General features: G+C 65.8%; 13 protein-coding genes and 1 tRNA gene. 10 read left to right on the plus strand and 4 right to left on the minus strand.

Going from position 1 to position 13,183, the window contains the following annotated elements:
- Positions 1-646 precede the first annotated feature (646 nt).
- On the plus strand, positions 647-1,630 hold the full coding sequence (locus DPR14_RS20660) for an endonuclease/exonuclease/phosphatase family protein (protein ID WP_158046820.1): 984 nt from the start codon (positions 647-649) through the stop codon (positions 1,628-1,630).
- Between the two features lie 286 nt (positions 1,631-1,916).
- Here DPR14_RS20660 and DPR14_RS20665 read toward each other — a convergent pair.
- Positions 1,917-1,991 (minus strand) — tRNA-Val (locus DPR14_RS20665).
- A gap of 404 nt (positions 1,992-2,395) precedes the next feature.
- On the opposite strand from DPR14_RS20665, the gene DPR14_RS20670 reads away from it, so the two are divergent.
- A complete protein-coding gene (locus DPR14_RS20670) occupies positions 2,396-3,280 on the plus strand; it encodes an N-formylglutamate amidohydrolase (protein WP_158046821.1) in 885 nt (294 codons plus the stop codon).
- A gap of 23 nt (positions 3,281-3,303) precedes the next feature.
- Here DPR14_RS20670 and DPR14_RS20675 read toward each other — a convergent pair whose 3' ends face one another.
- On the minus strand, positions 3,304-4,065 hold the full coding sequence (locus tag DPR14_RS20675; protein ID WP_158046822.1) for an aspartate/glutamate racemase family protein: 762 nt from the start codon (positions 4,063-4,065) through the stop codon (positions 3,304-3,306).
- 122 nt (positions 4,066-4,187) lie between these two features.
- On the opposite strand from DPR14_RS20675, the gene DPR14_RS20680 reads away from it, so the two are divergent.
- The 8 genes from DPR14_RS20680 to DPR14_RS20710 all read left to right on the plus strand — a co-directional run bounded on the left by DPR14_RS20680 (position 4,188) and on the right by DPR14_RS20710 (position 11,439).
- Positions 4,188-5,039, plus strand: coding sequence for a MurR/RpiR family transcriptional regulator (locus DPR14_RS20680; protein WP_158046823.1), 852 nt, complete (start codon positions 4,188-4,190; stop codon positions 5,037-5,039).
- 50 nt (positions 5,040-5,089) lie between these two features.
- Positions 5,090-5,653: an FAS1-like dehydratase domain-containing protein gene (locus DPR14_RS20685; RefSeq protein ID WP_246148393.1), complete on the plus strand. Its 564-nt coding sequence runs from the start codon at positions 5,090-5,092 to the stop codon at positions 5,651-5,653.
- A gap of 110 nt (positions 5,654-5,763) precedes the next feature.
- Positions 5,764-5,946, plus strand: a complete 183-nt coding sequence (locus DPR14_RS28380; RefSeq protein WP_246148397.1) for a hotdog family protein — start codon at positions 5,764-5,766, stop codon at positions 5,944-5,946.
- Positions 5,943-7,163, plus strand: coding sequence for a CaiB/BaiF CoA transferase family protein (locus tag DPR14_RS20690; protein ID WP_158046824.1), 1,221 nt, complete (start codon positions 5,943-5,945; stop codon positions 7,161-7,163). The genes DPR14_RS28380 and DPR14_RS20690 overlap by 4 nt, the downstream gene beginning before the upstream one ends.
- Before the next feature lie 155 nt (positions 7,164-7,318).
- Positions 7,319-7,987: a peptide-methionine (S)-S-oxide reductase MsrA gene (msrA, locus tag DPR14_RS20695; RefSeq protein ID WP_211103838.1), complete on the plus strand. Its 669-nt coding sequence runs from the start codon at positions 7,319-7,321 to the stop codon at positions 7,985-7,987.
- 241 nt (positions 7,988-8,228) lie between these two features.
- Positions 8,229-9,716 carry a SulP family inorganic anion transporter gene (locus tag DPR14_RS20700; RefSeq protein ID WP_158046825.1) on the plus strand — a complete coding sequence of 496 codons (1,488 nt, stop codon included), beginning with the start codon at positions 8,229-8,231 and terminating at the stop codon, positions 9,714-9,716.
- 23 nt (positions 9,717-9,739) lie between these two features.
- Positions 9,740-10,603 (plus strand): universal stress protein, encoded by an 864-nt coding sequence (locus DPR14_RS20705; RefSeq protein ID WP_158046826.1) that lies wholly within the window; start codon positions 9,740-9,742, stop codon positions 10,601-10,603.
- A 428-nt stretch (positions 10,604-11,031) separates the two neighbouring features.
- Entirely contained in the window at positions 11,032-11,439 is a 408-nt protein-coding gene (locus DPR14_RS20710) for a superoxide dismutase family protein (protein WP_211103839.1), read from the plus strand.
- Between the two features lie 36 nt (positions 11,440-11,475).
- On the opposite strand, the gene DPR14_RS20715 is transcribed toward DPR14_RS20710, so the two are convergent.
- On the minus strand, positions 11,476-12,012 hold the full coding sequence (locus DPR14_RS20715) for a hypothetical protein (RefSeq protein ID WP_158046828.1): 537 nt from the start codon (positions 12,010-12,012) through the stop codon (positions 11,476-11,478).
- 8 nt (positions 12,013-12,020) lie between these two features.
- Positions 12,021-12,818 (minus strand): DUF3891 family protein, encoded by a 798-nt coding sequence (locus DPR14_RS20720; RefSeq protein WP_158046829.1) that lies wholly within the window; start codon positions 12,816-12,818, stop codon positions 12,021-12,023.
- Positions 12,819-13,183: the final 365 nt, after the last annotated feature.

Below are 13,183 nucleotides of genomic sequence, written 5' to 3' on the forward strand. Positions count from 1 at the left end.
GTCGGCGGGTTCCCGGCTGAGAGCGTCTTCAGCCGAGAGCGTCTTCAGATGGCCAAGCGCGCGAGAAGATCGTGGCATGCAGGCCTGCGTAGATGCAGGTAACCGTTCTGCTCCGATAGCGCGCATTGCAATACCGGCTCGAAGACCGTGATCGACATTGTCGATCAGTAATCGTCAGAATCCAATGATGCCGGTAATCCACAGTATAAGGACAAGAACTCCTGGTACACCCAGCAACCAAAGCAAAAGAGGCATCTTCATTCTCCCGGTTGATGATCGTTCACCGGCGCCTCCGGTCCAGCCGTGGTGCGCGGCTCTCACGGCTGTGTTCTGCTGTCACAGCCGAAGGTCTTGTCAGGATAGACACCCGCGGGAAGCAATCAGTTCCAAGGAATTTCGACGGCCAGCCTGATCGCCACGGCGCTTCTGGAAATTATTCGTAGCGATCATTCAGAATGCACGTGGCCATCACCGGAATCAGGAACGTCATCGGGTGCCGCTGGCGGACACTCCAGGCAAATGTCCGAATACACGCGGCTGTGATCGAGGGAGTCGGACACATGAACAAAGAAGATGTCGACAGCCGACGATATCGGCTGGAGCCAACTTTACGGCCAACGTGGGAACCCGCTCTCTTGAGGCCGGTTTGTCTGAACAGTTCCGGCAACCGGAGATCATGATGGGACGAGTATCCCGCAGGGATGCGGTAGAGGCGGCAGCATGGTGCGTCGCGGGCGGCACATTGGCTATTACAGCCGCCTCGTTGTTCGGGCGTGCTGACTGGCGGCTTTCGCTGCTCAGTCATTTCCGCCTGCATGTTACCGCCGGATGCTTTCTTGCGCTGCCGATCACGCTGGCGGCAGGAACCCGGGGGCCGAGCGCGATCCTCGGTGCCGCGCTGGCCGCTAACCTGGCCGACATCCTCCACCATGAACATTCCCGGGCTGGTGCAGAAGCCCGGAGCGGTGGCAACCGCAAAGGACCCGGAACGACGGTCGTGTCGCTCAACGTCTTGCGCCACAATCCCGATAAAGCGAAAGCGCTGGAATGGCTCGCTCTCTGTGACGCCGATGTGATGGTCATCCTTGAGGTCAGTTCCGACTGGCGAGAAGGGCTGCTCGAACGTCTCGACGATGCCTATCGCCACCGCGCGTTCGGCCCGGACAGCCAGGGTGACCAGATCATGATCCTGAGCCGCCATCCGTTGCGCCGGCTGGCCAGCCGGGATCTGGACGATCAGGGGCTGCTGATGGTGCATGTCGCCCAGCCGGGATCGCCCTTCACGCTCATCGGCGTCCACCCCGATCACGCGATCGAGCACCGAAGCCTGCGTCCTCAGCGCGCCTTGCTGGCGCTTCTGGCGGAGGCTATCCGGAACACCGAGGGGCCGGTCGCCGTCGCTGGCGACTTCAACACGACGCCGTGGTCTTCCGAGTTTCGCCGCTTCCTTGAAGCAAGCGGGCTGGACATGCCCCTGCTGCGTCGGGGCACCTTCCCGTCCAGCTTAGGCTGGGCAGGCCTGCCGATCGACCATGTCCTTGCCGGACGGGGCATGCGCCTGAAGAAGATCACGCCGGGACCGGATGTCGGGTCCGATCACAGACCCGTAGTCGCCCGCCTTGAGGGATGAAAGCCGAAAGAGCAATAACCGGATCGGATAGGCCGCAGTTCATTGGTCAAGGCGGCGCGAACTCCGGCTCGCCCCAGCAATAGGCGGCGTAGCTGATCTCCGACCATGCCGATCGCATTGGCGGCGGCCCGGGCGATCGTGTCCGAGGGTTGGTGGGAAACTGGCTGGCGGCGTAGTTTCCTGAAGGTGAAGAAGCGGGGGCGAGGCCATCTGATCCAGCCCGGACAAGCAAAAGAGGCCGAACGCTGATGCGCCGGCCTCTTTTGCTTGTCCGGAGATCCGGAAATGGTGGGCGTGGCAAGGATTGAACTTGCGACCCCTGCGATGTCAACACAGTGCTCTACCACTGAGCTACACGCCCACAGATTTAAGCCTTCTGGCTCTTTCTTCGTCTGCCCGCCGGCTTTGTCTGCCGCCGGTGTCTCCTTACTTAGCAAGGCCGATTGAGGCATGCAAGTATTAATTCATGTGTCCGGTGCGCAGTCAAAGCTTTTATACTGCAAAGCATTTCAACCACTTAGCCACACATGCACCACCATGTCGAACGTAGTGCGCTCCCGCAGAGCGACGCACCCATTCTTACGGTCTGCTAGGCATCGCCCCGCTACGGTGGAGCGGTGACTAGCAAACTGCGGACGGCCCCGCAAGCCTTCCCGTTCATCGAAACGCAAATAGCTTCACCTCGCGGACAGTCCGGCCGCCCCGCTCCGGTTACCACCATCATCAGATGACAGAACCGTCTGATTCGGCTACACAAGATTGACCATGGATCGCCACTTCGACGCCGACGCGGACCGGGCACAGGTTTTCGAAATCCTGGCGCCACCTGTCCAGACGCTCCCGCTGGTGCTGGCCTCGCCGCACAGCGGTGCCTTGTACCTGCCTGAATTCCTTGCGGCATCCAAGCTGGACGGCTTCGCGCTGCGCAAGTCGGAGGACAGCTTCGTCGACGAGATCTTCCTGGCCGCCCCGTTGCTCGGAGCGCCGCTGATCCGGGCGCTGTTCCCGCGGGCCTTCCTGGACGCCAACCGGGAAGCGTTCGAGCTTGACCCGGACATGTTCGCCGATGCCCTGCCGGCCTATGTCAACACCCGCTCGCCGCGGGTCGCCGCCGGTCTCGGCACCATCGCGAGGGTGGTCGCCAACGGGGAGGAGATCTATCGCGGCAAGCTGCACTTCGCCGAGGCGCTGTGCCGGGTCAACCGGTTCTATCATCCCTACCACGCGGCGCTGAAGCGCCTGATCGACCAGACGCGCCAGCGCTTCGGCTATTGCGTGCTGGTCGACTGCCACTCCATGCCTTCCACCGGCGTGCCGACCGACGGAGCGTCGGGCCGGTCCAAGGTGGATTTCGTCCTGGGCGACTGCTACGGCAGTTCCTGCACGCCGCTGCTGATCGAGACCGCCGAACGCGCGCTCCGCGCCCAAGGCTACTTGGTAAACCGCAACACCCCCTATGCCGGCGGATTCACCACCCGGCATTACGGCCGGCCGCGCATGGGAATCCACGCGCTTCAGATCGAGATCAACCGGCCGCTCTACATGGAAGAGCGCACGATCAGCCGCAAACCCTACATCGCGACCCTGGCCGACCACATGGAGCGGCTGATCGACACCCTTTCCAAGGTCCGCATACCGAGGGCGGACTGACCGAAGGGGACCGATCCGGCCGGCTATCTCCCCGCCGGGGCGAAACGGGCGAGATCTCCCGTATAGGCCTTGGGCAGCGGCCAAGCGAGGTCGCCATGCTTGCTGGTCCCCAGGCCGAGCCTGACCAGGCCCTCGACCTGGACGACCGCCGCGGCCACGCCGTCGATCACCGGCATGCCGATCTCGCGCTGCACCCTGGCCACCAGGCCGGCCATGCCGGCGCAGCCCAGGACGATGGCCCCGCAGCGGTCCTCGGCCGCGGCCCGGCGGCACTCCGCGACGATCGCGCGGAACACGGGGCCGCCGCCGTCCTCCGCTTCCTCCCCGGTGCTTTCCACGTCGAGCACGGGGATATCGGTGCCGCGCACCTTGCGGCAGGCATGGTGCATGCCGTAGCGCTCGACCAGATGCTCGGCGATCACGCAGGTCCGGGTCAGCGTCGTCACGATGGAGAATCCGGTCGAGATGAAGCTCGCCGCATGCATCGCGGCCTCCGCGATGCCGACGACCGGCCCGGTCGCGATCTCGCGGGCGGCCAGCAGGCCGGGGTCCCCGAAGCAGGCGATGACATAGCCGTCGCACCCTTCGGCCTCGCCTTTCCCGACCTCATCCAGGACGCCCAGGACGCTGACGGCCTCGTCGTAATGGCCCTCGATCGATACCGGGCCGGCGGCGGGATTGACCGCGACGATCTCCGTTCCCGGCGCGGCGATCGCGCGCGCCGCCTCGCCGATCTTCGCCGTCATGCCGGCCGTCGTGTTGGGATTGATCACCTTGATCCGCATGGCGGGCCTCCAGGGTCGGTTGCAACTGGTTCCGTTCGACGCGCATCCTCGACGCCCTTGAAATTCAGGTCAACGAATGCCTTCCTAATGAAAATGGATTTTCATACCGGTACCTTCGCGGAATGGAAGCCCAAAGCATCCCCCAGTCGCTGTCCGCACGGATCCGCTCCTGCTACGGCGACCTGTCGCCGACCGACCGCCGGCTGGCCGACCTGATGCTCGAATATCCCGGCGACATCGCCAGCTATTCCGCATCCGAGCTGGCGCGCCTGACCAAAGTCTCCAACGCGGCGGTCAGCCGCTTTGTCCAGCGCCTCGGCTTCCGAAACTACGAGGAGTTGCGCGTGCTGGCGCGGGAGGCGAAGTCCTGGGGTTCGCCGCTCTACCTTCTGAATCAGGCTCAGCCGGAATCCGGGCCCGATTTCGTCCAGGCGCATCTGAAGACCTGCGCGGACAATATCGGCGGCACCTTCCAGCACATCGACTCCGCCGTGATCGACGACCTCGCCGGCGCCGTCGCATCGGCCCGGCAGGTCTGGCTGGTCGGATTCCGCAACAGCTACTTCCTGGCGGGATACCTTCGCTGGCAGTTCATCCAGGTGCGCGACGGCGTCCGTCTGCTGCCGGCGGCCGGCGAGACGCTGGGCGAGTACCTGGCCGGATTCGCGCCCGACGACATCGCGATCGTCTTCGGCCTGCGCCGCCGCGTGCCGGAAATCGGGCGGATCGTCATGGCCGCCCGGCGCGCCGGTACCCGCATCGCATACGTCGCCGATCATGGGATGACTGCGGATCCGGGAGCCACCTGGCTCCTGCGCTGCGACACCCGCTCGCACGGGCCGCTGGACAACCATGTCTCGGTGCTGGCGCTTTGCCACATCCTGGCGAACCAGGTGATCGCCAGGACCGGCGCCGAAGGCCGAAAGCGTTTGTCCTCGATCGAGGAAATGCACGAGAACCTGGACGAGTTCTGATCCGGGCACCGGCCGGCATATACTCCGGAAAGCATCAAGGGGACTTCGACATGGATTTCAACGATTGGATCGGCCGGAGCGAAACGGTGTCCGACACCGTGACGGCGACTCCCTACGCCGCCCTGTCCGCCACGCTCGACCGGCCGGCGGACCAACCGCCCGACGGCACTCCCCTGCCCGCCCTGTGGCATTGGCTCTATTTCCTGCCGCTGCACCGCCGGTCCGAGATCGGCCCCGACGGGCACGCCAGGCGGGGCGGCTTCCTGCCGCCGGTGCCGCTGCCGCGGCGCATGTGGGCCGGCAGCCAGTTCGAGTTCCACCGGCCGGTCCGCATCGGCGACCGCGTGACCCGGGTCTCCACCATCCACGACGTGACGGAGAAATCCGGCCGCTCCGGTCCCCTGGTCTTCGTGAAGGTGCGGCACGAGATCGGCTTGGCCGGCTCCGCCGGTGTTTCCACCGATCCGGCGATCACCGAATTCCACGACATCGTCTACCGCGAGGCGCCGAAGCCCGGCGACTCCACCCCTCCCCCCGGGAAGCGCCGTCCGATGCCGCCTGGGAGCGGGCGTGGCGGCCCGACGACGTCCTGCTGTTCCGCTACTCCGCGCTGACCTTCAACGGCCATCGCATCCACTACGACCGCCGCTACGTCACCGAGACCGAAGGCTATCCCGGCCTGGTCGTCCACGGGCCGCTGATCGCCACCCTGCTGCTCGACCAGTTGCGTCACCGGCTCCCGGACGCGGAGGTCGCCCGGTACGAGTTCCGCGCGGTCCGCCCTATCTTCGACATCAACCCCTTCTTCGTGTGCGGCAGGCCCGAACCGGACGGCAGGACATTCCGTCTCTGGGCGAAGGACCACGAAGGCTGGCTCACCATGGAAGCGACGGCGGTGATCCGATGAGCGCCTCCAACCCCGGCCCTGGCCCCGCCCCCGCCCTCCGCCCGCTTGCCGGGATCACCGTCGTCACCCTGGAACACGCCATCGCCGCCCCCTTCGCGACCCGCCAGCTCGCCGACCTCGGCGCCCGCGTGATCAAGGTGGAGCGGCCGGGCATCGGGGATTTCGCCCGCGGCTACGACGAGCGGGTCAAGGGGCTTGCCTCGCACTTCGTCTGGACCAACCGCTCCAAGGAAAGCCTGACCCTCGACCTCAAGGACGCGGAGGCGCAGGAGATCCTGAAACGCCTGATCCGGGAGCAGGCCGACGTGGTGGTCCAGAACCTGGCTCCCGGAGCGGCGTCCCGGCTCGGCATCTCCTACGATGCGCTGACCGCGGAGAAGCCGGGCATCATCGTCTGCGACATCTCCGGCTACGGCAACGACGGCCCTTACCGCGACCGCAAGGCCTACGACCTGCTGATCCAGGGCGAGGCGGGGTTCCTCTCGGTCACCGGCACCCCCGACACGCCGTCCAAGGCGGGAGCCTCGGTGGCGGACATCGCCGCCGGGATGTACGCCTATTCCAGCATCCTGGCGGCGCTGTTCCACCGGGCGAACACCGGCCAGGGCCGGCATATCGACATCTCCATGCTGGAATCGCTGGTGGAGTGGATGGGCTATCCGCTCTACTACGCCCATGACGGCGCGCCCCCGCCGGCGCGGGCCGGCGCCAGCCACGCCACCATCTATCCCTACGGCCCGTTCCCGGCGGGCGACGGCCGGACCGTCCTGCTGGGCCTGCAGAACGAGCGGGAATGGACAGCCTTCTGCAAGCTGGTGCTGCGGCGGCCCGAACTGGCGGCCGACGAACGCTTCTCCAGCAACTCCCGGCGCCATGCGGCGCGGGACGACCTCGGCCGCATCATCGCCGAGGTATTCTCCAGCCTGACCGCCGAACAGGTGATCGCCCTGCTGGAAGAGGCCCGCATCGCCAACGGCCGTGTCAACGACATGGCCGAAGTCCGGGACCACCCGCAACTGGCTGCCCGCAACCGCTGGCGGGAGGTCGGGTCGGAGCGGGGGCCCATCCCGGCGCTCCTGCCGCCGGGATTTCCTGGCGACGGCGACGCCCGCATGGACCCCGTCCCGGCACTCGGCCAGCACACCGACGCCATCCTGGCCGCGCTCGGCTACACCGCCGACCGGATCGACCGGCTGCGCACCGCCAAGGTGATCTGAAAGGGGGCTGATCTGAAAAGGGGGCTGATCTGAGAGGGGTAATCCGGCGGTCCCTTCACGGGCATGTGACCGGCCGGCACCCGACCGTGACTGGTGCCGGCCGGCACAACGGGCCAGATCAATGCCGTGTGACCCACCCAGGCGGAGGAAACGCCATGAAGATCGATTTCACCATGCCGCCCGTCGGGCGCCGGCTGGCGCTGGCACTTGGCCTCCTGCTGGGAGCGACAGCCGGATGCGCCGCCCAGGGCATGCCCCCGGCCGCGACGGAAAGCGTCATCCTGGCCGGCGGCTGTTTCTGGTGCGTCGAGTCCGACTTCGACAAGGTGCCAGGCGTCGTCGAGACGGTCTCCGGATATGCCGGCGGCCACACGCCGAACCCGACCTACAAGATGGTCTCCGCCGGCGGCACCGGGCATCTGGAGGTGGTCCGCATCACCTACGATCCGGCCAAGGTCAGCTTCGGCCAGCTCGTGTCCTATTTCTGGCGGACCATCAATCCGACCGATGCCGGCGGCCAGTTCTGCGACCGGGGAGACAGCTACCGGACCGCGATCTTCGCCACCTCGCCGGAACAGCGAAAGCTGGCCGAGGACAGCAAGGCGGGGATCGAGAGGCTGCTCGGAAAGCCGGTCGTGACGCCGGTGATCCCGCTCGACCCGGATTCCTTCACCCCGGCCGAGGATTATCACCAGGACTTCCACAACACCAACAACCTCAAATACAGCTTCTATCGCTACCGCTGCGGCCGGGACGCCCGCTTGGCGGATCTGTGGGGCGATGCCGCCGGCAAATGGCCGCCGGCCCCCGTTCCGCAGAGCTGACCGGCCGGGGCCGGACGGAAACCGCAGAACAGCCCTGAAGCAGGCGGCCATTGCGCTGCGGCCCCGTCGGTGTTACACACCGACCATGCTGCATCGCAATACGCCGCCCTGATCCCCGGATCTTCAGCCGTTTTGCCCGGCGCCTGGCTTGGACAGGCAGCCGCAGCTTTCATCATGCCTTCCGCTCATGGGCCGCTCCGACACTTTCGGAAATAAGGTCCCCGGTTCCATTCAGGTTTCAATGACTCTCGATATTGCCAAACTCCGTTCGGAGTGGTTCGGCAACGTGCGGGGCGACGTGCTCGCCGGCATCGTCGTCGCACTTGCCCTTATTCCCGAAGCGATCGCCTTCTCGATCATAGCGGGCGTCGATCCGAAGGTCGGGCTTTACGCCTCTTTCGTCATCGCGGTCACCATATCCATCGTCGGCGGACGGCCGGGCATGATCTCCGCCGCCACCGGCGCCATGGCCCTCCTGATGATCGACTTGGTCAAGGACCATGGGCTCGATTACCTGTTCGCCGCCACCCTGCTGACCGGTGCCCTTCAGATCGTCATCGGGCTGCTGAAGCTGGGCCGCTACATGCGGTTCGTCTCGCGCTCGGTCATGACCGGCTTCGTGAACGCGCTGGCGATCCTGATCTTCATGGCGCAGCTGCCGGAATTCGCCGGCGCCAACTGGCAGATGTACGCCATCGTCGCGGCCGGGCTGGGCATCATCTACCTGCTGCCCCTGGTCACCACCGCGGTGCCGTCGCCCCTGGTCGCGATCGTGGCCCTGACCGCCGTCGCCATCCTGACCGGCGCCGATGTCCGGACCGTCGGCGACATGGGGGAGCTGCCCGGCACGTTCCCGGCCTTCCTGATCCCCGACGTCCCGCTGAATTTTGAAACCTTGGCTATCATCCTGCCCGTCGCCGTCACGCTCACCGTAGTGGGACTGCTGGAATCCCTGCTGACGGCTTCGATCGTCGATGACCTGACCGATACCCAGAGCGACAAGGATACCGAGACACGCGGCCAGGGCATCGCCAACATCGCTTCCGGCCTGTTCGGCGGCATGGCGGGGTGCGCCATGATCGGCCAGTCCGTCATCAACGTGAAATCCGGAGGGCGCGGCAGGCTGTCGTGCTTCATCGCCGGCACGGTCCTGCTGTTCCTGATCCTGGTGCTTCAGTCCTGGGTCGTCCAGATCCCCATGGCGGCGCTGGTGGCCGTCATGATCATGGTGTCGATTGGCACCTTCAATTGGGGCTCGCTCCGCCAGCTGCGCACCATGCCGGTGAGTTCGTCGATCGTGATGATCGCCACGACCCTCACCACCGTCTTCACCCATGACCTGTCCAAGGGCGTCCTGGTCGGGGTCCTGCTGAGCGCCCTGTTCTTCGCCCGCAAGGTCGCCCACTTCGTCGCGGTCGAAAGCACCCTGGCGGAGGATGGCCGGTCCCGGACCTACAAGGTCTACGGCCAGCTCTTCTTCGCCTCGGCCGACGATTTCATCGCCCGGTTCGATTTCCAGGAAAGCCTCGAACGCGTCGAAATCGACCTGACCAGCGCCCACCTGTGGGACTACACCGCGGTCGGCGCCATCGACAAGGTCGTGCTGCGGTTCCGCCGGGAGGGCGCCGACGTCGAGCTGATCGGGCTCAACCAGCCCAGCAGCACGCTGCTCGACCGCCTCGGCGTCCACGACAAGCCGGAAGCCGGGCAGCAACTCGGCGGCCACTGAGAAGAAACCGGAGGAAACCAGCCATGAAGAGCATCCTGCTATGCCTGGACGGGTCGGTCTATGCCCGCAGCGTCTGCGAGCACGCCGCCTGGTTCGCCAACCGCCTGGACGCTTCCGTCGATCTCCTGCACGTGGTCGATATCCGGGAACGCGCGCCGGCCAAGCGCCAGGACCTCAGCGGCAACATCGGCATAGAGACCCTGGACCACCTGATGAGCGAGATGGTCGACCAGGACCATGCCCGTTCCCGGACCGCCCAGCAGGTCGGCCGCCATCTCCTCGACGAAGGCCGCACGATCCTGAAAGAGGCCGGCGTCGCGAAAACGACGGCAAGCCTGCGTAACGGCGCCGTGGTCGACGTGGTCCAGGACCTGTCGGCCAAGGCCGACCTGATCGTCATGGGCAAGCGCGGCGAGGGTGTCGATTTCGCATCAGGCCACCTGGGATCGAACCTGGAGCGGGTCGTCCGCGCGGTCGATCGCCCCTGCCTGGTGGCCGCCCGCGCCTTCAAGCCCATCGAACGCGTCCTGATCGCCTATGATGGCGGCAAAAGCGCCCGGCGCGCCGTCAGCTTCCTGGCGAACTCTCCTGGTTTCAAGGATCTGGACATCCACTTGGTCCTCGCCTCCGACCGGCCCGCCGACGCCGATGTGGTCAAGGCGCTCGCCTGGGCAGAGGGGGAATTGTCCTCCGCCGGGCTCAAGGCCACGTGCCGGATCGTCCAGGGCGAGCCGGAAGCGGTCATCACCGGCATAGTGGCGTCCGACGGTATCGACCTTCTGGTCATGGGCGCCTACGGCCACTCCCGCATCCGCAACCTGATCATCGGCAGCACGACCACCGAGATGATCCGCGACTGCCGGATTCCCGTGCTCCTGTTCCGGTGAGCCCGTTGGGGAGGTGAAGAATGGCGGACCTGAGCGAAAGTGATGTCCAGGCGGTACGTCGACCGCCCGTTCATTTTCCGCTTATGACCTGATCTTACTGCCGATGGCCGAAAGCATCATGCGCCGCCCGGCTCTTGCGGCCTGCCCATCATCGGGCCTCCCTTTCCCGTCCCGATCCGATGGACGGATTTTGGAACATCCGGCGCGCCCGGAGGTTGGCCTTTTGACACCTTCGGACCACGAAACGAGGTAGAGATGATCAGCAGCTTCCGCAAATCCGCCTTTCTCGCCGCCGCGCTGGCTGCAACGGCACTGGCCTTCCGGCTGCGGCCCAGCAACAGGCAACGCCTCCGAATCCGACCACCCCTGCCCTCGGCACCGCGACGCTCAAGACCGCCCAGGACAAGGAGATCGGCACCGTCGCGTTCGTGGAAACCCCCAACGGAGTGCTGATCCAGGCGCGGATCAATGCCGGCAGCGGCCTCGCCCCGGGCATGCACGGTTTCCACATCCACCAGAACGGGACCTGCGAACCGCCGGATTTCCAGTCCGCCGGGGGCCATTTCAACCCGACGAACCACGGGCACGGCTTCCTGTCTCCGCGCGGCATTCATGCCGGCGACCTGCCCAACATCTGGGTCGCGTCAGACGGCGCCGCCCAGGCCGACATCGTGACCGACGCGGTGACACTGCGCGACGGCTCGAACAGCCTGGTCAAGCCTGGCGGCACATCGGTCCTCGTCCATTCGACGGCGGACGACTACACGACAGATCCGGCGGGCAGTTCGGGCGACCGGGTCGCCTGCGGCGTCATCACCCAGACGGCCTCCCAATAGGCGCCGCCCCCGGGCGGGCCGCCCCGCCCGGGGATCTCACCGGCCGTTCACACCCGTTCCGACCAGGTGCAGCGGCATGAGGAAGACTGCCAGCAGGAACAGCACCAGGGCCAGGATCAGCAGGACGAACGCCTTGCTCCGGTCCCGCTCGGCATCCACGTTGCTGGCGAGAGCCTCATCATAGGCGCGGTGGAAATAGTCGATCTCGGACTTCGCTTCCCTGACGGCCTCGATCCGGTCGAAATCGTCCAGGACGAGGCGCCGGTCAAGCCTGACCAGCCGCGCCATGGCCGCGAACATCGAGCCGAGCGACGCCAGGCAAAGGCCGATCATCACCATGGTCACCGGCTCGCGCCACCGGGACACGTCCAGATACTGCGCGAACGAGACGAAGCCGAAGATCGAGAAGGAAATGATCGAGACCGGCACGCTCAGGAGCGACTGGACATTCGATCGCCGGGACCGTTCGGCCAGGTACAGGCTCTTCAGGCTGTCGGTGGAAATCAGCCGGCCTGCACGCCCCTCGTCATGGTGGCTTCCCTCCTGGCGGTTCTTGTCACGATGCTCCTGCACGGAATACCTCAGCGCGTCCGAAGAACGACGTGGAGCCCGACGGGTTCCGCGTCCTGCAGGGCGGTGCGCAGCCGCGCCTCGTCGGAATGGCTTTCGGCAAGGCGCCTGCCCTCGCACACCGCCTCGACCCGGTCGGCCGCGAACGGCCAGGGATCGACCGTCAGGTCGGCCGGATCGCCGTTCCGCGTCCGGATGACCAGTGTCGTCCGGTCCGGTCCGGCCGTCGGCACGTCCGGGATGACGGCTCCGCCGCCCCCGATCCCCCAGCATATCTCCAGGGACATCCTGTCGGTCGCCGCGACCAGCCGGCGGTTCCGCTCCACCGTCTCGGGCGCGATGTCGTCGGCAGCGCGGTTCGGGTCGGCGCCCAGCGCTTCCAAAGCAGTGCGCTGGAAGGCATGCTGCCGCTCCAGGAAGTCCCGGACCAGCCTCGCATCCTCCGGCGAGGCCTTGTCGAAGTCGATGTAGGAGGAATAGATCGTGTCCGCGTGCAGCGAGACCAGCAGGGCCGGGTAGCGCCCGAAGACCATGGCGCGCTCGACCCCCTCGGTCCACAGGGGCGTATGGATCGCGGGTCCCAGTTCCCGAAAATCATGGGGTCTGCCGGTCTCGCGGTTCAAGGTCGGTGCGGTCTCCCAGGACAGCCAGCCGATATCGTGCAGTTCGGCGCCTAGGCAGACCTCCTCGTACGGTGACGGCCGCGCGAAGCTCCCGTTGCCCCAGGCCCTTAAGAGCTGACCGGCCAGCCAGGAATGGCTCGGCTGCCCGATCGCGATCACGCCGTCGCCGTCCTTCCGAAAAAGCATGACCCCGTCTCCCGTTCACCGCTCCCATCGACTGAACAAAAAAAAGGGGCCGTGGTTGCCCACGGCCCGAGTCTAGGGAGGAAACGCCCAAGAAGTGCGTTACAGGATCGACCGCATCGCAGACACCATCGATCCCGCACTGCACAATATGATCCTGCCCAACTTCGGAATCAAGAGAAAAAAGAAAAATCCATCACAGCAACCGCTTAGCGAGCTAGTTTGAACTAAAACAATTTCCCTAGCAAACGTTTATTGTTGCAGTGCGGCATCGATTCCGGCGGGATTCCAGGGTGCAACCGCAGGAAGGCGGCATGCCATGACGGCGTCCGGCGGCATCGCCCGGAGCACATTTGCAAAGTGCACAA

Origin of the sequence: Skermanella pratensis (genome assembly GCF_008843145.1) — a bacterium.
Lineage (GTDB): Bacteria > Pseudomonadota > Alphaproteobacteria > Azospirillales > Azospirillaceae > Skermanella > Skermanella pratensis.

Excerpts from the sequence above, each read along its gene's own strand:
- DPR14_RS20670 (WP_158046821.1), top strand. The coding sequence starts at position 2,396 with ATGGATCGCCACTTCGACGCCGACGCGGACCGGGCACAGGTTTTCGAA.
- DPR14_RS20675 (WP_158046822.1), bottom strand. The coding sequence starts at position 4,065 with ATGCGGATCAAGGTGATCAATCCCAACACGACGGCCGGCATGACGGCG.
- DPR14_RS20680 (WP_158046823.1), top strand. The coding sequence starts at position 4,188 with ATGGAAGCCCAAAGCATCCCCCAGTCGCTGTCCGCACGGATCCGCTCC.
- DPR14_RS20685 (WP_246148393.1), top strand. The coding sequence starts at position 5,090 with ATGGATTTCAACGATTGGATCGGCCGGAGCGAAACGGTGTCCGACACC.
- DPR14_RS20690 (WP_158046824.1), top strand. The coding sequence starts at position 5,943 with ATGAGCGCCTCCAACCCCGGCCCTGGCCCCGCCCCCGCCCTCCGCCCG.
- msrA (WP_211103838.1), top strand. The coding sequence starts at position 7,319 with ATGAAGATCGATTTCACCATGCCGCCCGTCGGGCGCCGGCTGGCGCTG.
- DPR14_RS20700 (WP_158046825.1), top strand. The coding sequence starts at position 8,229 with ATGACTCTCGATATTGCCAAACTCCGTTCGGAGTGGTTCGGCAACGTG.
- DPR14_RS20705 (WP_158046826.1), top strand. The coding sequence starts at position 9,740 with ATGAAGAGCATCCTGCTATGCCTGGACGGGTCGGTCTATGCCCGCAGC.
- DPR14_RS20720 (WP_158046829.1), bottom strand. The coding sequence starts at position 12,818 with ATGCTTTTTCGGAAGGACGGCGACGGCGTGATCGCGATCGGGCAGCCG.